We start from the raw sequence: 20296 nt of genomic DNA on the forward strand, positions 1-20296 counted from the left end.
ATTTTTCATCGTTATTACCCGGCGAATTCCCCACATAAAATGGCTATTTATTCTGGCACGCTGGTTAACTGCTGGCGGATAGCATCAATAAACAACCGCAGCGCGGCGTGTTGATGGTCCCGAGACTGATACAGGCCATAAATCCCCAGTCGTTGCGGTTCAAGAGCGGGTAATACCCTGACCAGTTGGCCATTATTCAGCGCCTCCAGCGCTTCCCGTTCCGGCACCAGCGCCAGCCCACACCCGGCAATCGCCGCATCGCGCAGCACCGCCGAGATCCCCGCGCTCAGATTACCGTTCGCCATCACTTGCCACGTGTTTTGTGCGCTGTCGGTGAAGTGCCACGACTGCCCGGCGAAACCGCTATAGTGAAGACAATTGTGGTGCTCAAGCTCGTGTACCGTGTGCGGTGTACCGTGCAGACGCAGGTAATCCGCCGATGCGCAAAGTACCGAGCGGCACTCGCCGAGACGGGTGGCTATCGCCCCTGCTTCCGGGTTATTGGTGATGCGAATCGCCAAATCGATGCGTTCACCAATCAGGTTGACCGGGTGGTTTCCCACTTCGACTTCGATTCTTAACGCCGGGTAACGCGCCAGAAAATCCGGCAGTACCGGCCCGATAATGTGGCTGGCCGTGAAGTGGGCACAGGCGACACGCAATGTGCCGGAGGGTGTTTCCCGCGTCGATTGCCCTTCAATATCGCCAAACAACGGCGCGAGTTGCCGCGTCTTTTGTAGCGTATTCTCCCCGGCAGGCGTAAGCGTCAGGCGGCGAGACGAACGATGAATAAGCCGGGCGCCCGCCCATTTTTCCATTTCATCGAGGTAGCGGCTGACCATCGGGCGAGAAATACCCAGCGCCCGCGCGGCGGCGCTCAGGCTTCCCAGCTCGCAGATGCGATTAAACACCACCACCGCCATCACTCTGTCCATCTGTTCACCTGTTCGGTTTGTGAAACGTAACGCGCATTGTTTCAGAAATGTGCCAGGCAAAACAGCCTTCCTCGCATACCTTGTGTTTTGAGTACCGCGCGCGCTTCCCGCTTTTTGTGTAAGTCCGCGTTCTGTGACGCTGCCGTTTTAACGTCACATGGTGATGAAATGGCTGTCATGCCAACGAAGGCGCATGACATCTGGCGCTTTTTCAACCAGCAATGCCAGCCCTTTGCGCACGATGTCACTCATCGGTGTACTGCGCTTACGGCACCTTCTTATCTTCGCCCTGCAATTTATGCATAAAGTTTACAGGCGGTGTGCCGTTAGTCATATCGGTGGGCCAATGCTTTGGCAATGCAAATACCTGAATGTGTTTTGAGCGGGAAACCGTGGATGAGAAAAATGATACGAAAAATATTGTTACTGCTGTCTGTTTTATCGATTGGCTATTACGCCTACTCATATTCTACGGTGATGGCAGATTTACCTTTCACGTACCAGGTGCAGAATGTCTTCACAATAGTCATGTGCTCGGTGTTTGCAGCACTGTTATTTGTATCAAACAATAAAGAACTATTGTTTTTGCTAAATCGTTACTATTGCTCATTCAGCATAAGAAAAACAAACGATAGCGATAACTACACCATTTTATTCTGTTTCATGTTTCTGTCTTACGCGCACTATTATCTTTCCAGCCTGTTCTGCAGGTTAATACTGGATGTAATAGTAAAAATCGGCTCACTGGACTCCTTCCTGGCGATCAATATTTACACTTCACTGTTATTTGCAGCAAACTGTTTATTGTTTGTGGTTTACGCAATCCCTGTTGTGCGAGCATTTATAAAGCGGAACGCTGAAAAAACGTCTGTGGTTTCTACCCAACAGGACGAATAAACAGACCTGCGATGCAACGATCACTCCTTTGCAGCCCATAAAAAACTGGCGAGAGTTCGCCAGCACTTTTTTGTTATCCGGGGTGCCATTTCAATATGTTTTCACTTCTATTCAGTAAGTTACCTACATTCTAACCGTTTGGATTATGTTTGTGCTTTCCGCGCACGCGCAGAGTTATGCAATCAGATGGATACGTTACCCGCCCCGGATAAAAGGTCTACGCCAAAAGCCCGATTTGTTTTTTTATTTCCACCGTTATCTTTAAGTGATTATCGGATGAACACACGGTAGCGGATAATATTTAAATCAGCTCAAATGGGTTGATATAAATATGACGTCACTATACCGGCCGTTTGCCTGCGGTGAGAGGTGCGTTATTTTTTTGATGCGCATCCGATAACCAAAATTAAATACCAGCAGTACACGATAAACACCCATCGTAATCATGAGGAGATAAAGAGATGCCATCTATTTATTATCGCGGTGATAACCGTGTTATTTCCGAAATACAAAAAACCGGGTTCCAGCCGCGCATTGAATCGTGCCGCGGGCGAACTCCAGCCCAGGCAATTGCCTATATTCAGCAGCTTATTGTCACCAACGGTTTTAAAAACCTTGTGGATATTGGCGGTTACATCATAAGTAATTCTAAAGGGGATTCTGTCTCGACCTCCTGTATTGAAGATGGCGCTTCTTATGGCAAACATAAATATCGCATCACCGCCCCGAAGAGTGCGCTGTTTTTTGAATTTAATCTCGACGGCAGCGTGGGAGCACAACTGCCCGATCAAGGGCATATGTATGGACGCAAGCCGTACTATATTTTAACCGACGCGAACCCTGACTTAAGCCAATACGTTATTGTTGGCACCAGAACAGCCACGCAGGAAGCCACCTTTTTTACTGATATACCCAGCGACTGGATCTCGTTACTCAGCTAACCGGATCGTGCAGCCTGCTCGACGCGAAACAGTGCCCTCCTGCTTAGTGAGGGCACTGCTTAGGCATGAATTAACCCATGACATCACTGTGCCAGGTTTCCCTTTTCGTTAATCTGCACCATGGCATTCTGCGCATCGGTTTGTCGCGCTGAACAGCGAATAAGTGCATGTCACAGCCGGACGGCTGCGATCATGCTGTGCAACGTCCTGCCGGCGTCTGATTCACACCGTGAAACGACGCGCAATGCGCATCCCGCTCTGTGCATGACACCCCCCTTTAATAAACGCTGGTTAAACGGCACGCCGCTAAATCCCTGGCCGCAGTGTAAATTTTCCGCGTCCACTGCCGATAGCAATAGCAGAAGTGCCACTTTGACATTGACGTTGAGCAGAACACATTATGAAAAGACATCCCCTTTCCTGCCGCGCGCTGCGCGCCGCCGGATACGATCCAAACTCCTGCGTACTTGAGCTTGAACACAGCAACGGCCGGGTTGAGCAATATCTTGGCGTGCCCCCCAAAACCTGGCAGGCATTTTTGATGAGCCACGAACAGGAAAACTATTTTCGCGAGCATATCGCCAGTAGCTACCTGAAAATTACCGTCGAGCAGGCAAATCGCAGCCGTTTTTAACCGCTGATGCGGTAATTTTTTGCCCGCGTTTGTGCTAACGTTGTCTGCCCGCAGACGATGCGGTTTGGTGCGTGTTCATGCTGGCGACAGCGTAACGAGGTGTTATGAGAATTGGTATTGCGTTTCCTATCCTGGTTTTTATTGTCGCCGTCGCCTTTCTGACGTGGTTTATCGCTGGCGGTTACGCCACGCCAGGCAGCTAACGCCCGGCGTGTTGCGCCATCGGGCGACAGATAAATATCATGGCCAGTGCGCTGAGCAACGGGATCAGCGCCAGCCACAACCAGGCGATACTCGCCGCCGCAGAAGGGGTCAGCGCGTTATCCAGTTGCCCACCTAACAGGAAGTTTCCCGCAAGCACCGTCACGCCCCCCATCGACGCCAGTGCGCCATAATGCGCGCCGAGGTTCTGGTTATCCGCGAACCATGGCACCAGATCTTTCCCCACCGGGACAATCAGCATTTGCCCGAGCGTTAATAGCGTCACCATGCAGGCGGCGGGTACATAGCGCTGCCAGTTTTCCGGTGCCGGTGTCGCGGCAAACAGTGCAACGCTGATAAATGACGCAGCCAGTAGCGCAAACCCCACCGGCAACATGCGTGCCGCGCCAACACGGCGGGCAAGCCGCGCCAGCGGCATCTGTAACGTGATGATGAGCACCGACGCCAGCATAAAGAGCGGGCCGAGGGTTTTCTCGCTGCTGCCCGATCGGCTCAGCTCAACCGGCAACGCCAGGTAAAGCTGGTTATAGCTGAACAGATAAGCACTGTAGGCCACCATAAACGCGACAAAACGCGGTTTGCGAAAAGTTTTCCACCACGGCAGCACATGCAGCGTTTCCGTTTTCCCGTTGCCACCCGGCAGGCAGAAAAAGAGCACCAGCAGCGCAACCACAAACACGCCCGCCCCGGCCAGCGCCACGCGCTGGAAACCAAAACCGGCAAGCAGCGAACCCAGCAGCGGACCGAGCACCGTGCCCAATTCGCCGCAAATGGCGAACAGCGCGAACCACTCAGCGCGGCTGCGCTTTCCCGCTTTTTCACTCTGCGTGCCCGCTTTCGCCAGCAGCGCTTCGATGGAGGGGGAAAACAGCGCCCCGCCAACGCCGGTTAAACAGGCGCCCAGTACCACCGGCAGCAGCTCCCCGCCAAACGCCAGCAGCAGATACCCGCTGATACGCACCACGCAGCCGCACAGAATAATGATCCTTGCGCCAAAGCGGTCGGATAACGCGCCACCTAATAAAAACATGCCCTGCTGAGAGAAAGTGCGCAGACCGATGATCAAGCCAATCAACGAGCCAGAAAGCAGCAAATCGTCGCGCAGATAGATCGCCAGAAACGGCACCACCGCATAAAAACCGATATTAAAAATCAGCTGGCTACCGGCGAGCAGATACGGCGAGGTCACTTTCGACGGGGCAGAAATTTGGGCAAGCATGAAGGATCCAGGTCAGCAAAACGCGCAAGGGTCTTTAATACCGGGGAAATTTCCTGCTGGCAACTCTCTTTAAACACACATTGAAAACAAGGTGTTCATTGATAATCCCCCATATTGACAAGGCCCATGCCGCTCGGTATAAGAGCCGCCATAAGAATGATTTGCATTTACAAAACTAATACTTTCTCAAGGTCATGATGATGCCAATGTTTAAAAAATCGTTGTTTGCACTGGGGATGTTGTTTGCGGGTTCCGCTCTGGCGCAAGCCACCCATTATCCGCTGACCATTGAAAACTGCGGAGTGCAGGTTACGTTCGACAAAGCGCCGCAGCGCGTGGTGGCGCTGGGGCAGAACACGGCAGAAATCATGCTGCTGCTTGGTTTGCAGGACAAAATGGTGGCCAGCGCGTTCTGGCCGACCAAAGTGCTGCCGCAGCTGGCCGCGCAGAATGCCAAAGTGAAAGTGCTGACGGTCGAGATCCCAACGCTTGAGTCGATCATTGCCCAGGAGCCCGATTTCGTGGCCGCCCAGTTGCCGATCCTGCTGGGGCCGGACAGCAAAGTGGCGAAGCGCGAAGATTTGTCCGCCATTGGCGCAAACAGTTATCTCTCGCCGGGTGTCTGCGCAACCAAACAGGATAACGGCGATATTTACGGTAGCCGTCATACCCTGTGGAACCCGTCGCTGCTTTATAAAGAGATCAGCGATCTGGCCGAAATTTTCGATGTACAGGATCGCGGCGAGAAGCTGATTGCCGGGTTTAAACAGCGCGAAGAGGCGCTGCGCAGTAAATTCGGCCACGGCAAGAAAAACCTGTCGTTTGTCTTCTGGTTCTCCAGCGCCTCGCCCTCGGCGGATGCCTATGTCGGCGGTAAGAACAGCGCTTCCGGTTATATCGCCAGCCTGCTTGGCGGGCACAGCGCTATCACCTCGGAAAGCGAGTGGCCGACGCTCAGCTGGGAAAGCATTATTGCTTCTAACCCGGATGTGATTGTTGTCTCCAGTCTCGATCGTAACCGCTGGGCGCTGGACAGCGCGGAAGAGAAGATCAAATTCCTGAAAAGCGATCCGGCGGTCAGCCAGCTTGAGGCGGTGAAAAAAGGCCATATCGTGGTGATGGACGGCCAGGCGATGAACCCGACCATCCGTACGTTCTACGGCGCAGAACAAGTGGGCGCACAACTGGAGAAGTTGGGGCTGGATAAATGACCACGCCCTCACCGGCTGCGCTTAAAAAAGCGCAGCACGCGGTACTCTTGTTGTTATCGCTGGTGCTGCTCGCACTGGTGATTGCCGTCAGCGTCGGCGTTGGCGAACTGGCGATTCCGCTGAGAACCACCTTTTACGCCGTCAGCAATAAACTGGGGCTGACCAGTGAGCCGCTAAACCGTATCCATGAAACGGTGATTTGGGACTTCCGCCTAAGCCGCGCGCTGGTTGCCGCCTGCTGCGGCGCCGGGTTAGCAATTTGCGGCGCGGTGCTGCAAAGCCTGCTGAAAAACGCGCTGGCAGAACCTTATGTGCTGGGCGTGTCCGCCGGGGCATCCACCGGCGCGGTATCGGTGGTGGTGTTAGGTCTCGGCGCAGGCGCGGTGTCGCTCTCTGCCGGGGCATTTGTTGGCGCGTTTGCCGCGTTTTTGTTTGTCGCCGTGCTGACTAACGGCGCGCGCGGCGGTAACGAACGCACCATTCTCGCCGGGGTCGCGGCGTCCCAGCTTTTCAACGCCATCACCGCGTACAGCATCAGCACCTCCGCCAGCGCGCAGCAAGCGCGGGATGTGATGTTCTGGCTGCTGGGCAGTTTCAGCGGCGTGCGCTGGCCGGAATTCCAGCTGGTGTTAGTCGTGGTTATCGTTGGTCTGCTGGCGTGCCTGTATCACGCCAAAGCGCTGGACGCTTTTACCTTTGGCGATGACGCTGCCGCCTCGCTGGGCATTCCGGTAGGTGCGGTACGCTTGATTCTCTTTTCCGTTACCGCACTGATCACCGCCACCATTGTCAGCATGGCGGGTTCCATTGGCTTTGTGGGTCTCGTGGTACCGCATGTGATGCGCTATTTCATCGGGCCGCTGCACCGCCAGTTACTGGTGGCGTGTGCGATGGCCGGTGCGATTTTGATGGTGCTGGCGGATATTGCCTCGCGCACGCTGATTGCGCCGCAAAGCCTGCCGGTTGGCGTGGTTACCGCGCTGGTGGGCGTGCCGTTCTTCGCGGTTATTCTCTATCGCTCAAGGAAATTCGCATGAGTATCAGCGCCAAAAATCTCTGCTGGCGGGCAGGGAAAAAAACCATTGTCGATAACGTCTCGCTTGAGGTAGCAAAGGGCCAGACGCTGGGCCTGCTGGGGCCGAATGGTTCAGGAAAATCCTCGCTGCTGCGCATTCTGGCCGGCCTGCGCCGCCCGGATGACGGCAGCGTGATGCTGGATGGTCGCGATGTCGCAACGCTGAGAAAAAAAGCGCTGGCGCAGCGGGTGGCGTTTGTTGAGCAGCATGCGGCGACGGAAGCCAACATTCGCGTGCGCGATGTGGTGAAACTGGGGCGCATTCCGCACCACTCGCCGTTTAGCCCGTGGTCGCACAGTGATGATGAGATAGTCACGGCGGCGCTTGAGCGCGTGGGCATGCTTGAGCACAGCGAACAGGGCTGGCAAAGCCTCTCCGGCGGCGAACGTCAGCGGGTGCATATTGCCCGCGCGCTGGCGCAAGCGCCGAGCGAAATTTTGCTCGACGAGCCTACCAACCATCTCGACATTCATCATCAAATGCAGTTAATGCGCCTTATCAGTGAACTGCCGGTAACCAGCATTGTTGCGATCCACGATTTGAATCACGCGGCCATGTTCTGCGATGCGCTGATCGTGATGCAAAAAGGGCAGATTGTGGCGCGCGGCACGCCGGACGAGGTGCTCACGGAAGCGATGCTGGCCGAGGTGTTTCAGGTGCGGGCACGCATTGAGATCTCACCCGATCACGGCAAAAAACATATTCACTTTTTGTGAAAAGCTTTGCGCCAGAACGTAGCACTGTTCTGGCGCAAAACAGGTTTACAGATCGATAACGTTGCGGCTGTCCTGCAATGTCGCATGTAACGATTTCAGCGACACCACCGAAGATTGCTGGGTGATGGCCACAATCGCGCCTAACGATTTATCTAACAGGTCCAGATTGTTCGTTTCCAGTGCTTTGTCCAGCACAGCAAACGTCTGGGTAAGCGAGGTCTGGCGCAGCGCGAAATCCTGATTCAACGCCTCCAATAGCACCTCTTTTTGCGCCTGAATCCGCGCAATTTGCACATCGGTTTCCCTGGTGATTTGATGGCGAGCCGTTTCCTGCTCCGCACGGTATTTTTGTAAATCACGCCAGGCGTCAAAAATCTCTTTCGCCGCCGAGGCCGCTTGTAACGGCGACGCTTTTGCCGCCACTTTCGAGGCGTTAAACAGTGCTTTCATATTATGCCCACCAGAATAAATAAGCTGCGTATCCCATCACGGCCAGAATGCCCGTCCCCACCAGCCCTGAGCTGTCAAAATTAAACAGACGACCTAACGCCCCGGAAAAGCCGGTGAAACTGAACAAAAAGGCAACAAGCGAGGTGTAAGTCCACTCAATGCTGTGCAGGTAATACCCCAGCGCGCCAAAAAGAAGGCACAGCACCATCCACACCAGAAACGAAGGTTCATCATCATCGGCAGTTGCTTTGCGCCGCTGGCTGTCTGCCAGCCAGAAATAGAGCGCGCTCTGCTCGCCAGGTGCGAGAGAAGAGACATCGCTGGTCGTGGTCATGTGATCATTTGCGGCGATCAGGTTTGTCACCAGCGTATTCACACGCTCCTCGGTGAAGGCCTGCGCATGGGAAACCACCGTCACGGATTCCTGCGTTGGGCTATTCTGATCATCCACCAGACGTATCGCCAGCAACTGTTTCATCGCTTTTACCAGCAGTACGGTCTGGAGTTTCAGGAAAACGACACGCTCGTGCGCAACGTTAGTTGAGAGTGCCTGATCCAGCATCTGGTAACTTGTTTTCAGGCGCTGAGCAATACCTTCAATGGTCGAGGCATACAGCGAAATATGCTGGTTAATGGCCTGCGCTACTTCGATTACCGCATTGATTTTTGCCACTTCCTTGTTAACCGCACTGCGATATTCATACGCTTCGGTCAGTTTTTTTTCCGCATTCTGGCTGTATTTCAGCATCGCGAAAATGGCGACCGGAGCCAGCACAATGCCGCCCAGCACCATGGTGCCACCGGCGATCCCTGCGCCACCGGCGGAAAGCGCGCCGCCGCCAAACCAGGCCAGCGTGGCGTTACTGGCGGCAGCGCCGGAAAGCGACGCGATCGCAGTGCCGGTAGAGGCCGCGCCGAATGTCGAAACCGCGCTCATCGAGCCGAGGGCGAGCGCCGCGCCGGTCGCTGTACCTTTCACCCCGGTACCAATGATTTCGGTCATTTTTACCGACTGGGTTTGCAACTGAGGCGCGTCGTAGCGGGCAAAATTATCTAACACATCCTGCGAGACTTTGGTCTCCAGCCGGTTAACTTTTTGGCACTTCTCCAGTACCGACAAGGCCTCAGGGATAATGACATCCGCATAGCGTTGCTTTTGATCGAGCAGCGTGTTGATGAGCGTTGACGATGTATTTCTGGCTTCTTCCAGCCCCTCTTCCGCCAGCCGCGCTTTAAAACGCGCATTCACCACAATCTCTTCTGCTTCTTTTTTTTGCTTGTGTGCTTTAAAAATATTTAGTCCCATCGGTAACCTCGAATCATCCCACTGTGTTCCAGGCATAAAATCGGGTTATCGGCATAATCGGCTGAACGTTAAGTGAAATTTTCCCGACACCGACCACTGCTATGCCGACCGTTCTTTTTATTGCACGGCCTATCTCTTTGTATTTGTTGCAGAATGCCACGTTTCGCGGGGCTTTATTGCGCCACCTACCAGATCACGTAGCTCGGGTAAAACTGGCGACTCTGCAAAGAAAATAAGTAAATACAATGGGGTGAAAGCGGCGGCCAAACCGTTGCCGGGTGTACTATAGCGGTGAAAACATTCCCCGGAGTCAGTAATGAATATCATTGAAATCATCATGTCGGCGGGCAAGGTTTCCGTAGATGTTGCGCTGTATACCTTGCTGCCCATCATGGTGGTGATGCTCATCATGATGAAATACCTGGAGGAGAAAGGGGTTTTAGATGGCATCGTGCGCCTTACCTCCCCCGTTCTGAAACCTTTTGGTATCAGCGGAATGGGGATTTTCGCCCTTATCCAGCTTAACTTTGTCAGTTTCGCCGCGCCTCTCGCCGCCCTGGCGATTATGGAAAGAAGAGGCACCTCCGACCGCCATCTCGCCGCCACGCTGGCCATGTTGTTCGCCATGGGTCAGGCAAACGTCTTTTACCCGCTAACGCCGTTCGGCCTGCACTGGGGGATGGCGATTGTGATTTCGCTTATCGGCGGGCTTGCCGCCTCCACGCTGACCTATTATGTGTCGGGACGAAAACTCTCCGCTGCAAGCCTGCGCGACGAAGAGGGCGAATTACACAAAGATAAACCGCGCGCGGGTCTGATTGCGGTGATTAACGGCGCCGGGGCAGATGCCATCCGTTTGTCGCTGGGTTCACTACCGATGCTGCTGCTGTCGTTAACGGTGGTGGGGTTATTGAAAGCCGCAGGCGTCGTGGAAGCCTTAACCACGCTGCTCACGCCGCTGTTATCGTTTTTCCATATTTCGACGGTGTATGTGTTGCTGGCGTTAACCAAATGCCTGGCGGGCGGGACGGCGTATTTTGGCGTGGCGTCCGAAATGGTGCAGCACGGGCAGTTAACGGCTGAGCAAATCAACGCCTCGGCGGGTTTTCTGGTGCAGACGCTGGACTTGCCCGGTATCGGCATTTTTCTCGGCATCGCCAGCCGCTTTGTGCGTCTGTTCCGCTTTGCGCTGCCGGGCGCGATTGTCGGGATACTGGTGCGCACCGTCTTGCATACGGTGATGTTTTAAGCGTACGCCGGGTGACGCATTGCGCACCCGGCAGCCTGTTCTATTTTTTCACCGTATCTTCAAGGAAGAAACGTCCCAGCGGATTCTGGTAGAAACCTTCAATATTCTTCCGCGTCACATTGCGATAGGGGCTGTAGTAGAGATCGATCCAGTTCACATCAGCTTTCGCCATTTTTTGCAGCTCGATATACATCTGTTCACGTTTTTTCGCATCCATTTCGACACGTGCCGCCGCCACCAGCGCTTTCACTTTGTCGTTCTTATAACGCGTCATGTAGTTCATGTTCGTGTCATGGCCGAGCACAAAGGTGGTTTTCTGATCCGGGTCGAGAATGTCGTTGGTCCAGTACATCACCGAAATATCGTACTCACCGGCCACCAGCATGTCCCAGCTCTGGCTGGGGTCAACTTTCTGCAAGTTCACCTTAACACCCGCTTTCGCCAGCTGCTGTTGCAGTAAAATGGCAATTTGCTCATCCACCTCATCACCGGCGTTAACCACATAATTCAGCGTCAGATCGCCCGCGCCCGCCGCTTTCAGCATCTGTTTCGCTTTTTCTGGATCGTAGGGGCGACGCAAGTTGTCGTTGTAGTGATAGAGCGCACCGGCCGGAATATAGGAGTTCGCCACCTGGCCGTAACCAAAGGTCACGGTTTTGACAATCGCGTCTTTATCGATGGCAAAGTCCAGCGCCTGGCGCACCTCCACTTTGCCAAGCGCGCCGTGCGAATGGTTGATAAGCAGATGATCTTCGCGGGTTGACGGATCCAGCTCCACTTTCAGGTTGCTATCTTTTTGCAGGGAAGCGATTCGCGAGAACGGCACCGTCAGGGCGGCATCCAGTTCGCCGGCCTGCACTTTCAACATACGCGTGTTGTCATCCGGGATGGTCAACCAGTCCACTTCATCAAGGCTGACATTTTTTGCCTGCCAGTAGTTCGGGTTCTTCACCAGCACGATTTTTTCGCCGCGCACCCACTCTTTTACGCTGAACGCGCCGGAACCGACCGGTTTTTCCGCGAAGGTTTCTTCGCCTTCAGCTTTCAGCGCTTTCTCGGAGATCACCGACGCGTTCGGCAGCGCCAGCTGTGACAGGAACGGCGCAGAGGGCGATTTCAGCGTCACCACCAGCGTGCGCGCATCCGGCGCTTCGGCTTTATCAATAATGCTGTACGAGTCGCGCCAGAGCGATCCTTCATCACTACGAATGCGCAGTAGGCTGAAGGCCGCGTCGCTGGCGCTTACCGGCGTGCCGTCAGAGAATTTGGTATCGCGGATTTTAAAGGTATAGACCTTGCCATCCGGGGAAATTGTCCAGCTTTCCGCCACGCCCGGTTCCAGTTTGGTGCCGGTTTTATCGACGCGCACCAGCGGATCAAAAACGTTGGAAAAGACCCAGTTATCCGCGTTCTGCGCCGATTTGATCGGATCAAACGTGGTGCTGTCTTCCCGACGGCCAATCGTCAGAACGCCAGCCGCCTGCGCCATTTCACTGACCACACTGAGCGCCAGAAAAACGCTGGCTGCCAATAACTTAACTTGCTTGTGCTTCATCAAAGGATCCCTCAGTCAAAGGAAAAACACTCTTCTCGCCTGCGTGCGTCAGCACACAGGTCCAGGCGTGATCGGCAATCTGCCGGGTCGGGGGTAATGCGCCAGTGCGGCACTGCACCTGCGCGTAAGGGCAGCGCGGATGAAACGCGCAACCTTGTGGAATGGCAACCGGGCTCGGCGGCTCGCCCGTAAGCGTCTCCTGCGGCAACGGTTTATCCGGGTCGATTTCCGGGATGGCGGAGATCAGCGCAGCGGTATAAGGGTGGCGCGGATGGGTAAAGACGGCTTCTGCGGGGCCTTCTTCGACGATCCGCCCGAGGTACATCACCGCCACCCGATCGCACAGGCGGCGCACAATCGCCAGATCGTGGGCAATAAACAGGATCGCCAGCCCCATTTTTTCGCGCAGATCCATCAGCAAATTGACGATCTGCCCCTGAATGGAGACATCTAGCGCCGCCACGCACTCGTCGGCGACGATCAACCGGGGTTCGATCGCCAGCGCCCGCGCAATCCCCGCCCGCTGGCACTGCCCGCCGCTCAGTTGGCCGGGTTTGGCTGCGGCGTGCTCCGGCCGCAAGCCGACCAACGTCAGCAGTTCTTCAACCCGTGCGCTAATCCGGTCGCGCGGCACTTTCTGGTGGACGCGCAGCACTTCGCTGATGCTCTCACCTATTGTCTGCTGCGGGTTAAGCGAGGCGAACGGATCCTGAAAAATCATCGCCGTTTGCAGACGCAGCCGCGCGATGTCGCTTTTCAGACCGTGAGTGACGCGGTGACCGTCGAAACGCACTTCACCATCATTGATCTTTTCTAGCTGCAACAGCGCCCGCCCCAGCGTGCTTTTGCCGCTGCCGGATTCGCCCACTAATCCCAGCGTTTCACCCGCGTGGATTTTGAGCGTCACCTGGTTTACAGCGTGGACCACGCGTTTTTTGCTGAGCAACCCGCCGGAAACCGGAAACGTGACTGAGACGTTATCCGCTTCCAGCAAAGGCCAGTTTGCCGGTGTCGACATTATCCCTCCCGCTGAGTCAGTGGCTGTAAGGCGTGATGGCACGCCGCCGCGTGCGTCAGGCTGTCGCGCCCGAACAGTAACGAAGGCTGCTGCTGACATGCGCTGCTCGCCTGCGGGCAACGCGGGTGAAAGCGGCAGCCGGTCGGGAAGCTCCCTGCCAGCGGCGGTTGTCCATTGATGGTGACCAGCCGTCCCTGCCCGCCTTCGCTGGAGGGCTGGCAATCAATTAACCCGCGCGTGTACGGGTGCAGCGGCTGTGCCAGCACTTCGCGTTTGCCGCCCACTTCGCATAAACGCCCGCCGTACATCACCGCAATGCGATCGCAGGTTTGCGCCACCACGCCGAGATCGTGGGTGATCATCACCACCGCCAGGCCTAACTGCTCGCGCAGGGTGCTGAGCAAACGCAGGATCTGCATCTGCACGGTGACATCCAGCGCGGTAGTCGGCTCATCGGCAATCAGCAGCGACGGTTCCGGCGCCAGCGCCACGGCAATCATCGCGCGCTGGCGCATACCGCCGGAAAATTCGTGCGGATAGTTGTTAATGCGATTTTGCGGATCGGGAATGCCCACCTGGCGCAGCAGCTCTTTGGCATCCTCTTTTGCCTGCCGACGGTTAACGCCGAAATGCAGGCGGCGGCTTTCGGCAATCTGCTCGCCAATGGTCATTACCGGGTTTAAGTGGCTGGCCGGGTTCTGGAAAATCATGCCAATTTCCCGTCCGCGCACCGCCGACATCTGCGCTTCGCTAAGCGACAACAGATCGCGCCCGCCAAACCACACTTCGCCACCGCTAATCGTCAATCCCTGCCCCGGCAGCAGTCGCATTAGCGCCCGGCAGGTCACGGTTTTTCCGGAACCGCTCTCGCCCACCAGCCCCAGCATTTCCCCGGCCTGCAGCCGGAAAGAGACCTTATCCACCAGCGCACCATCATCCCCCCGGGAAATGGTCAGTTGCGAGACGTTTAGCAAACTCATACGCGCGCTCCCAGTTTGTCGCCAAGACCATCCGCCAGCAGGCTGAAGCCCATTGCCAGCAGAACAATCGCCAGCCCCGGAAAGGTGGTTATCCACCAGGCGGTAGTGATAAAACTCTGCCCCTCTGCCACCATCACGCCCCACTCGGCCGTCGGCGGTTGTACGCCAAGACCGAGGTAGCTCACCGCCGCGCCGTTTAACAGCACCAGCACGCAATCCGACATGGAAAACACCAGCGCGCCAGTCATGGCGTTAGGCAGCAAGTGGCGAAACAGAATGCGGGCATGACCATAGCCGAGGCTACGCGCCGCCAGCACAAAATCACGCTGCTTGAGAGTTAATACCTGTGCCCGTACCAGCCGGGCGTAAGAGACCCAGCCAACCATCGCCATCGCGATGTAAAAACTGCCAAGACCCGGCCCGAGAATGGCGATAATCGCCAGCATCAACACCAGAAACGGGAACGCCAGCACGATATCGATAATGCGCATGATCAGCGCATCCACCGCGCCACCCAGGTAGCCTGACAGCGCGCCGAGCGTGGTGCCGAGCAGAAATGGAAAGATAACGCCCAGCAGACAGATTTGCAGATCCACCCGCGCGCCCCACAGCACGCGGGAGAAGATGTCGCGGCCAAAGTTATCCGTGCCAAAAAGATGTGCGCTCCCTGGCGGCAGCAAGCTGGCGGTCGCATCCTGGGTTATCGGATCAAACGGTGCCAGCCACGGGGCGAATAACGCGACGCACAGCCACAAGCCGACAATCAACAGCCCAACGCCCAGGGCATGCTGCTGTGGAATAGCGCGGCGACGTAACACGGTCAGTACGCTGATAGCACTCATAGTTTCACCCTCGGATCCAGCGCTACCGTCAGTACGTCGGCCAGCAAGTTGACGGCGACCGTGGCAAGGGCAAATACCATCACCACGCCCTGCACCACCATGTAGTCACGGCTGAAAATCGCTTTTACCAGCAGTTGCCCCAGGCCCGGAATGGCGAACACGCTCTCAATCACCACCGTGCTGCCAATCAGCCAGCCGATATTCACCGCCAGCAGGTTTAGCGTCGGCACCAGTGAGTTGGGTAACACATGCCGCCAGAAGATGCGGTTTTCCCGCTGCCCGCGCGCTCTGGCGGCCATCACGTAATCGCTGCTCATCTCCATCAGCAGGCTGGCGCGCAGGTTGCGGATCAACACCGCCGACAGCGCCAGCGCGACGGTCAGACACGGCAGCACCATATGGTGCAACTGGTCGGCAAAATCGCTGCCGTAACCGGAAACCGGGAACCAGCCCAGCACCACGCTAAAAACAATGATCATCATGATGCCCAGCCAGAAGGCGGGGAAACCGAGGCCGGCGGTGGTGAACAGGCGAATAAGCTGGTCGGCGATGCGCCCACGCTGACGCGCCGCCAGCGCTGCCAACGGCACCGTAAAAATAACTGCCAGCAGCACGCTGCCAAGCACCAGCCACAAGGTGGGCTCAAGGCGGGAGTTAATCAGTTTCAGGGTATCGATGCGGTAGACGATCGATTTTCCCAGTTCACCCTGCACCAGATTGCGCAGAAAGTAGCCATACTGTACCCACAGGGGTTCATCCAGCCCGAACTGCGCACGAATACGCGCCAGTGCCGCTGGCGTGCTGCGCACACCAAGCAGGATGCGCGCCGGATCGCCGGGGATCGCGCGCACCATCGCAAACGTGATGATGCTTATTCCCAACAACACCGGCAGTAGCTGCAATGGTCGGAATAACAGAAAACGGTAACGGTGCATCAGCATTCTCCTGTGGTGCATGCGGGGTCGTAAGGTTAAAAAAACGCCTCGCGATGGTGCGCCACTCCCCTGGTTATCCGCGCCCGGCCTTGTTTGTCGGGCGTTTTCTTTACGCTAGCGGCATCCATGGAGGCTGGGTAGTTAGCAAAAATACTAGTTTTGCTTCTCCCGCGTGACGGCACCGGAATTGCATACCTTCCTCACGCTACGGGAGAAGTCTGCACAAAGCGTGCCCGTGGCGTGGCACCGTCAACCATGAGGGGGAATGATGCGAATAAACATTGAAAACCCTGCTGCTGCTAATGGCAGCAGGCTTGAGGAGGCGTTTGCCGGGCTATTTACCCAGACGCAGGCGCTGGGTTTTGACGCGGTGATTTATGACTACACGCCGGTTCCGCGCTCGCTGGAAGGGGCGCTTATCACGCCATCGCTGCTGGAGATGCGTAATGTGCCGGAGGATATGCGCCGCTTGTGGTGCGAGCGCGGTTACTACCAGGTCGACCCGGTGCAGCACTTCGCGCTGGAGAGCTGCGCGCCGTTTGTCTGGTCCTATCAACGCCCGGACAGCGGGGCGCTGCATGGCAGGCTGGATGATAACGCCCAGGAAGTGACGCATTACATGCGCGACCACAATATGCCCTGCGGTGCCACGGTGCCGCTGCATTTGCCGCACGGCGGATTTGTTACCCTGACCGGCATTGTCGCCAGCCAGCAGCAAGCGCGCGATATCAGCGACACGCTGGCGCAATTAACCTTTATCGCCCACCGTTTTCAGGAGTCTGCCTTTCCGCTGTTTGACGCCTCGATGCTCACTTGCCGCCATGTCAAATTAAGCAACCGCGAGCGCGAGTGCCTGGCGTGGTCAGCCGAAGGATTAACGGCGAAAGAGATTGCCCGCAAGCTGCACCGCTCGGTGGCAACCGTAACGTTGCATCTGAATACGGCGGCGAAAAAACTTGGCGCGACCAACCGCGTACAGGCGGTGGTGCGGGCGCTGCACTACCGTCTGCTCGACAGCTAATAACTAGCAATTTTGCTAGTGTTCAGCGCCGCCTTCGGCGTTCTACCCTGAAAGCCAGTTCACTTAACAGGGTAGACGTCAACTATGTATACCATTCGCGAAGGCTACGTTCCCTTCCGGGAGTATCAGACCTGGTTTCGCATCTGCGGCGATCTGCAAAGCGGGCAGACGCCGCTGGTAGTGGCCCACGGCGGCCCCGGTTGCACTCACGACTACGTTGATGCGTTCAAAGATATCGCTGAAACCGGACGGGCGGTGATCCACTACGATCAAGTGGGTAATGGTCGTTCAACCCATCTGCCGGATAAAAGCCCCGATTTCTGGCAACCCGGTCTTTTTCTTGATGAGCTCAATCATCTGCTGCAGGCGCTGGAAATTGCCGATAACTACGCGCTGCTCGGCCAGTCCTGGGGCGGCATGCTGGCGGCAGAACATGCGGTGACGCAGCCACAGGGGCTGAAAGCGATGGTGATCGCCAACTCACCGGCCTCGATGGCGCTGTGGCTGGAAGGCGCGGCGAAGCTGCGCGCGCAATTACCGCCGGATGTGCAGGACACGTTGTTGACCCACGAGGCGGCGGGTACGGTGGATAGCGCAGAGTATAAAGCGGCAAGCCAGGTATTTTATCAGCGTCATGTGTGTCGGCTCGACCCGTGGCCTGTGGAGGTGCAACGCACCTTTGACGCCATGGAGGCTGATCCCACCGTTTACCACGCGATGAATGGTCCCACCGAATTCCACGTTATTGGCAGCATGAAAAACTGGACGATTATCGACCGGTTAAAGCAAGTGCGCGTGCCGACTTTGTTGATTTCCGGGCGCTACGACGAAGCCACGCCGGACGTGGTGCAACCCTTCAAAGACCATATTACCGGGGCGCAGTGGGTGATTTTTGAATCCTCAAGCCACATGCCCCATGTCGAAGAGCGGCCGTTGTGTATGAAGACCGTCAGCGACTTTTTACTGGCCACATGCTGAGGCTGTTTGCCCACACCAGGTTGTGTTGTTAAGCGCCGGCCAGGCGCTTTTTTTATGCGCGCATTGCGGTGTAGAGCGAACAAAGCGCCTGCAAACTTTTGGTGCCGGTGCGCTTCATTAACCCGTTGCGCTGCACGCTGACGGTGGTCGGGCTGACACCGCGAATGCGGGCGATATCCTCCACCGAATGTCCACGCAGCAGCAGGCGCATAATTTGCTGTTCGGCGCTGGTGAATTTAAATGTGCCGTGGTTGTAACCCGGCTGCTGATTCTGTACAGATAACAAACTCATCACTTCCAGCGCCTGACGCAGCTCTTCAACGCGTAACCTTTCGGCCAGACAGAGTTTCACAAGACCAGGGAAAAGTAGCGACAGCGAGTCAAAATGGCGTTCTGAGGAGATAAAAATAGAGTAGTGCGCGGGGGGACGGGTGAAAAACAGCGAGTACATTTCCACAATGTCCATTCCCGTGGTGACATATATAGCAGGCGCACCACTGCAAAAACGGCTGCCCTTTTCCCGGTTAAGTTGTCTGAGTATTTTCTCAATACCATAAATGAAAAGGCGATCCTTCCCGTAGATAGTCATGTAGGTACTCCAGAGGGTAATGTTTTATTATTTTCCTCTCCGCTAACGGAGGCATGGTCTTTTTTCCTGAATGTGCGGGATGTGTTCAGTCAGATCAAGCGTGATTCTGGCTCGTTTAATGTTTGTTTAGTTTGCGACAACATAAATCACCCTGATTTTCCTTTCCATACTCTCCCTGTTGTGCTCAGTGTATTGCATTTTGTGTCAAATGTTCGCCTTTTATTCCAGGAATAAATTTACTGTGCTATTTATTTGGCGGGTAAACCTTACAAAGTTGCATACATACACTCTTGTATATTTTTTGATTAATTTGTTGATTTTAAAGGATTTTAATAAATTAAGATTATCTTTATAATCAGCAAAATAACAATTTTCATTCTACTTTTAAATGTTCGATCTCAGTCTCAAAACATCATTTCAAAATGTGTAAAAGTCCGTTCCACTTGATAGGATAAAGATATCTTGATGCAGACAAAACCGTATTTTGTGTGGTGAATCCCCCTAAGCGGAGGGGTCATGCTGATATGAGGTTATTCTCAATAAAGTTTCATTTTTATGGACGGATTGAGGCGATCGGCACTCAATTCACCGGGAGGCACCCGGCACCACACGCCACTTTAAAAGTAACGTGAGCGTTGCTGTTGTTATCAGCAATAACTGCATCGAAACTATATTTGGCATAATTATTATGCTTGCTAATTATATCAATTTGCACTGAGAGCGAATAAACCATTCCTCTTTGAATTAAAACCATCTGCATTTTTCGCAGAGAACATCTTGTACCTTTTGACTATAAATAATAGGGGATATTATGTTGCGCACTTTGTTATTAGTTACTGTACCTTTTATGAGTATTGCCGCCCAGGCGGTAACATTTGATTATCGCCACGAATTAAATGATAGCGGCGGTAATAATCACAAAGATCGTTTATTAATGTCGCACCGTTTTGCTAACGGTTTTGGTTTATCGCTGGAAGGCAAATGGAAAGGTTCACAAAATAAAGATAAGGCGTATCACGAGACGGTAAGTAATGGTACCGAAGTGGTGGCCAGCTACGTCTATAAAATTAACCCCACCTTCCAGATTGAGCCGGGTTTCTCACTCGACAGTAGCTCCACGTCGAACAACTATCGCCCGTACCTGCGCGGCAAAGTGAACTTCAGCAATGACGTTGGCGCAACGCTGCGTTACCGCCCGTACTTCAAACGTAACTCCAACAACATCGGTACGGCAAAAGATACCAGCGAAAACGGCTATAACCTGACGGCTGCGGTGTCATGGAAAATTTTCGGTGATTACCAACTCGATTACGAGCTGGATTACAAACATGCCACGTCCGCCGGCGTACTGATTGCAGATAATGAAAACTACGACTGGACGCACGATCTCAAACTGACATACAAACTTGATAAAAACTGGTCTCCGTATATTGCCGTGGGCAACGTTTCCGGCAGCAAATATACCGATGAGCGTCAGACCCGTTATCGTGTCGGTGTGAAATATAATTTCTAATAAGTAATT

At 54.9% G+C, this 20296-nt stretch carries 20 protein-coding genes; 10 read left to right on the plus strand and 10 right to left on the minus strand.

What is annotated here, in order from left to right; genetic code table 11:
* Positions 1–47: 47 nt before the first annotated feature.
* A complete protein-coding gene (locus tag AAIG26_RS05100; RefSeq protein ID WP_343180126.1) occupies positions 48–935 on the minus strand; it encodes a LysR family transcriptional regulator in 888 nt (295 codons plus the stop codon).
* Between the two features lie 1358 nt (positions 936–2293).
* Here AAIG26_RS05100 and AAIG26_RS05105 point away from each other — a divergent pair.
* The 3 genes from AAIG26_RS05105 to AAIG26_RS05115 all read left to right on the plus strand — a co-directional run bounded on the left by AAIG26_RS05105 (position 2294) and on the right by AAIG26_RS05115 (position 3610).
* The gene (locus AAIG26_RS05105) at positions 2294–2773 is read left to right on the plus strand and encodes a hypothetical protein (RefSeq protein WP_020456902.1); all 480 of its coding nucleotides are present in this window, start codon (positions 2294–2296) and stop codon (positions 2771–2773) included.
* 400 nt (positions 2774–3173) lie between these two features.
* Positions 3174–3407, plus strand: a complete 234-nt coding sequence (locus AAIG26_RS05110; RefSeq protein ID WP_020456901.1) for a KTSC domain-containing protein — start codon at positions 3174–3176, stop codon at positions 3405–3407.
* Positions 3408–3511: 104 nt separating this feature from the next.
* Complete coding sequence (locus tag AAIG26_RS05115) at positions 3512–3610, plus strand: YoaK family small membrane protein (protein ID WP_017455774.1); 99 nt, start codon at positions 3512–3514, stop codon at positions 3608–3610.
* Here AAIG26_RS05115 and AAIG26_RS05120 read toward each other — a convergent pair.
* Positions 3607–4848 carry an MFS transporter gene (locus AAIG26_RS05120; RefSeq protein ID WP_313627128.1) on the minus strand — a complete coding sequence of 414 codons (1242 nt, stop codon included), beginning with the start codon at positions 4846–4848 and terminating at the stop codon, positions 3607–3609. The genes AAIG26_RS05115 and AAIG26_RS05120 overlap by 4 nt on opposite strands.
* Positions 4849–5054: 206 nt before the next feature.
* Here AAIG26_RS05120 and AAIG26_RS05125 point away from each other — a divergent pair, with 206 nt between their 5' ends.
* Genes AAIG26_RS05125 through AAIG26_RS05135 form a run of 3 tightly spaced genes read left to right on the plus strand, consistent with a single transcriptional unit; the run spans position 5055 to position 7851 of the window.
* Positions 5055–6059: an ABC transporter substrate-binding protein gene (locus AAIG26_RS05125; RefSeq protein ID WP_020456899.1), complete on the plus strand. Its 1005-nt coding sequence runs from the start codon at positions 5055–5057 to the stop codon at positions 6057–6059.
* The gene (locus tag AAIG26_RS05130) at positions 6056–7096 is read left to right on the plus strand and encodes an iron chelate uptake ABC transporter family permease subunit (protein ID WP_045508760.1); all 1041 of its coding nucleotides are present in this window, start codon (positions 6056–6058) and stop codon (positions 7094–7096) included. Before AAIG26_RS05125 ends, AAIG26_RS05130 begins: the two co-directional genes overlap by 4 nt.
* The gene (locus tag AAIG26_RS05135; protein ID WP_045508757.1) at positions 7093–7851 is read left to right on the plus strand and encodes an ABC transporter ATP-binding protein; all 759 of its coding nucleotides are present in this window, start codon (positions 7093–7095) and stop codon (positions 7849–7851) included. The genes AAIG26_RS05130 and AAIG26_RS05135 overlap by 4 nt, the downstream gene beginning before the upstream one ends.
* A gap of 45 nt (positions 7852–7896) precedes the next feature.
* Here AAIG26_RS05135 and AAIG26_RS05140 read toward each other — a convergent pair whose 3' ends face one another.
* Both AAIG26_RS05140 and AAIG26_RS05145 read right to left on the minus strand, forming a co-directional pair.
* The gene (locus AAIG26_RS05140) at positions 7897–8301 is read right to left on the minus strand and encodes a hypothetical protein (RefSeq protein WP_020456896.1); all 405 of its coding nucleotides are present in this window, start codon (positions 8299–8301) and stop codon (positions 7897–7899) included.
* A 1-nt stretch (position 8302) separates the two neighbouring features.
* Positions 8303–9607, minus strand: coding sequence for a hypothetical protein (locus AAIG26_RS05145; protein WP_343180127.1), 1305 nt, complete (start codon positions 9605–9607; stop codon positions 8303–8305).
* 316 nt (positions 9608–9923) lie between these two features.
* Between AAIG26_RS05145 and AAIG26_RS05150 the strand changes: the two genes are divergently transcribed.
* Positions 9924–10856 carry a nucleoside recognition domain-containing protein gene (locus AAIG26_RS05150; RefSeq protein WP_305736849.1) on the plus strand — a complete coding sequence of 311 codons (933 nt, stop codon included), beginning with the start codon at positions 9924–9926 and terminating at the stop codon, positions 10854–10856.
* A 40-nt stretch (positions 10857–10896) separates the two neighbouring features.
* On the opposite strand, the gene AAIG26_RS05155 is transcribed toward AAIG26_RS05150, so the two are convergent.
* From AAIG26_RS05155 to AAIG26_RS05175, 5 genes are read right to left on the minus strand one after another with little or no spacing between them, the layout of a single operon-like run.
* The gene (locus tag AAIG26_RS05155) at positions 10897–12411 is read right to left on the minus strand and encodes an ABC transporter substrate-binding protein (RefSeq protein ID WP_020456893.1); all 1515 of its coding nucleotides are present in this window, start codon (positions 12409–12411) and stop codon (positions 10897–10899) included.
* Positions 12392–13429 carry an ABC transporter ATP-binding protein gene (locus tag AAIG26_RS05160; protein ID WP_343180128.1) on the minus strand — a complete coding sequence of 346 codons (1038 nt, stop codon included), beginning with the start codon at positions 13427–13429 and terminating at the stop codon, positions 12392–12394. Before AAIG26_RS05160 ends, AAIG26_RS05155 begins: the two co-directional genes overlap by 20 nt.
* A complete protein-coding gene (locus tag AAIG26_RS05165) occupies positions 13429–14409 on the minus strand; it encodes an ABC transporter ATP-binding protein (protein WP_045508747.1) in 981 nt (326 codons plus the stop codon). The genes AAIG26_RS05160 and AAIG26_RS05165 overlap by 1 nt, the downstream gene beginning before the upstream one ends.
* Positions 14406–15251: an ABC transporter permease gene (locus AAIG26_RS05170; RefSeq protein WP_020456890.1), complete on the minus strand. Its 846-nt coding sequence runs from the start codon at positions 15249–15251 to the stop codon at positions 14406–14408. The genes AAIG26_RS05165 and AAIG26_RS05170 overlap by 4 nt, the downstream gene beginning before the upstream one ends.
* Positions 15248–16186 carry an ABC transporter permease gene (locus AAIG26_RS05175; protein ID WP_020456889.1) on the minus strand — a complete coding sequence of 313 codons (939 nt, stop codon included), beginning with the start codon at positions 16184–16186 and terminating at the stop codon, positions 15248–15250. Before AAIG26_RS05175 ends, AAIG26_RS05170 begins: the two co-directional genes overlap by 4 nt.
* A gap of 268 nt (positions 16187–16454) precedes the next feature.
* Between AAIG26_RS05175 and AAIG26_RS05180 the strand changes: the two genes are divergently transcribed.
* Together AAIG26_RS05180 and AAIG26_RS05185 are read left to right on the plus strand one after the other, a co-directional pair.
* The gene (locus tag AAIG26_RS05180) at positions 16455–17207 is read left to right on the plus strand and encodes a LuxR family transcriptional regulator (protein WP_174240610.1); all 753 of its coding nucleotides are present in this window, start codon (positions 16455–16457) and stop codon (positions 17205–17207) included.
* Positions 17208–17291: 84 nt separating this feature from the next.
* Complete coding sequence (locus tag AAIG26_RS05185) at positions 17292–18185, plus strand: proline iminopeptidase-family hydrolase (RefSeq protein ID WP_343180129.1); 894 nt, start codon at positions 17292–17294, stop codon at positions 18183–18185.
* Positions 18186–18237: 52 nt separating this feature from the next.
* Here AAIG26_RS05185 and AAIG26_RS05190 read toward each other — a convergent pair whose 3' ends face one another.
* A complete protein-coding gene (locus tag AAIG26_RS05190; RefSeq protein ID WP_343180130.1) occupies positions 18238–18774 on the minus strand; it encodes a LuxR C-terminal-related transcriptional regulator in 537 nt (178 codons plus the stop codon).
* Between the two features lie 811 nt (positions 18775–19585).
* Between AAIG26_RS05190 and AAIG26_RS05195 the strand changes: the two genes are divergently transcribed.
* On the plus strand, positions 19586–20287 hold the full coding sequence (locus AAIG26_RS05195) for an oligogalacturonate-specific porin KdgM family protein (RefSeq protein ID WP_065369098.1): 702 nt from the start codon (positions 19586–19588) through the stop codon (positions 20285–20287).
* Positions 20288–20296: the final 9 nt, after the last annotated feature.

This window comes from Kosakonia sp. PSU_27 (assembly GCF_039409795.1).
Taxonomy (GTDB): Bacteria; Pseudomonadota; Gammaproteobacteria; order Enterobacterales; family Enterobacteriaceae; genus Kosakonia.

What these genes read in the sequence shown, in the direction of transcription:
- AAIG26_RS05100 (WP_343180126.1), bottom strand. Translation starts at nt 935, where the DNA reads ATGGACAGAGTGATGGCGGTGGTGGTGTTTAATCGCATCTGCGAGCTG.
- AAIG26_RS05105 (WP_020456902.1), top strand. Translation starts at nt 2,294, where the DNA reads ATGCCATCTATTTATTATCGCGGTGATAACCGTGTTATTTCCGAAATA.
- AAIG26_RS05110 (WP_020456901.1), top strand. Translation starts at nt 3,174, where the DNA reads ATGAAAAGACATCCCCTTTCCTGCCGCGCGCTGCGCGCCGCCGGATAC.
- AAIG26_RS05115 (WP_017455774.1), top strand. Translation starts at nt 3,512, where the DNA reads ATGAGAATTGGTATTGCGTTTCCTATCCTGGTTTTTATTGTCGCCGTC.
- AAIG26_RS05120 (WP_313627128.1), bottom strand. Translation starts at nt 4,848, where the DNA reads ATGCTTGCCCAAATTTCTGCCCCGTCGAAAGTGACCTCGCCGTATCTG.
- AAIG26_RS05125 (WP_020456899.1), top strand. Translation starts at nt 5,055, where the DNA reads ATGTTTAAAAAATCGTTGTTTGCACTGGGGATGTTGTTTGCGGGTTCC.
- AAIG26_RS05130 (WP_045508760.1), top strand. Translation starts at nt 6,056, where the DNA reads ATGACCACGCCCTCACCGGCTGCGCTTAAAAAAGCGCAGCACGCGGTA.
- AAIG26_RS05135 (WP_045508757.1), top strand. Translation starts at nt 7,093, where the DNA reads ATGAGTATCAGCGCCAAAAATCTCTGCTGGCGGGCAGGGAAAAAAACC.
- AAIG26_RS05140 (WP_020456896.1), bottom strand. Translation starts at nt 8,301, where the DNA reads ATGAAAGCACTGTTTAACGCCTCGAAAGTGGCGGCAAAAGCGTCGCCG.
- AAIG26_RS05145 (WP_343180127.1), bottom strand. Translation starts at nt 9,607, where the DNA reads ATGGGACTAAATATTTTTAAAGCACACAAGCAAAAAAAAGAAGCAGAA.
- AAIG26_RS05150 (WP_305736849.1), top strand. Translation starts at nt 9,924, where the DNA reads ATGAATATCATTGAAATCATCATGTCGGCGGGCAAGGTTTCCGTAGAT.
- AAIG26_RS05155 (WP_020456893.1), bottom strand. Translation starts at nt 12,411, where the DNA reads ATGAAGCACAAGCAAGTTAAGTTATTGGCAGCCAGCGTTTTTCTGGCG.
- AAIG26_RS05160 (WP_343180128.1), bottom strand. Translation starts at nt 13,429, where the DNA reads ATGTCGACACCGGCAAACTGGCCTTTGCTGGAAGCGGATAACGTCTCA.
- AAIG26_RS05165 (WP_045508747.1), bottom strand. Translation starts at nt 14,409, where the DNA reads ATGAGTTTGCTAAACGTCTCGCAACTGACCATTTCCCGGGGGGATGAT.
- AAIG26_RS05170 (WP_020456890.1), bottom strand. Translation starts at nt 15,251, where the DNA reads ATGAGTGCTATCAGCGTACTGACCGTGTTACGTCGCCGCGCTATTCCA.
- AAIG26_RS05175 (WP_020456889.1), bottom strand. Translation starts at nt 16,186, where the DNA reads ATGCACCGTTACCGTTTTCTGTTATTCCGACCATTGCAGCTACTGCCG.
- AAIG26_RS05180 (WP_174240610.1), top strand. Translation starts at nt 16,455, where the DNA reads ATGCGAATAAACATTGAAAACCCTGCTGCTGCTAATGGCAGCAGGCTT.
- AAIG26_RS05185 (WP_343180129.1), top strand. Translation starts at nt 17,292, where the DNA reads ATGTATACCATTCGCGAAGGCTACGTTCCCTTCCGGGAGTATCAGACC.
- AAIG26_RS05190 (WP_343180130.1), bottom strand. Translation starts at nt 18,774, where the DNA reads ATGACTATCTACGGGAAGGATCGCCTTTTCATTTATGGTATTGAGAAA.
- AAIG26_RS05195 (WP_065369098.1), top strand. Translation starts at nt 19,586, where the DNA reads ATGTTGCGCACTTTGTTATTAGTTACTGTACCTTTTATGAGTATTGCC.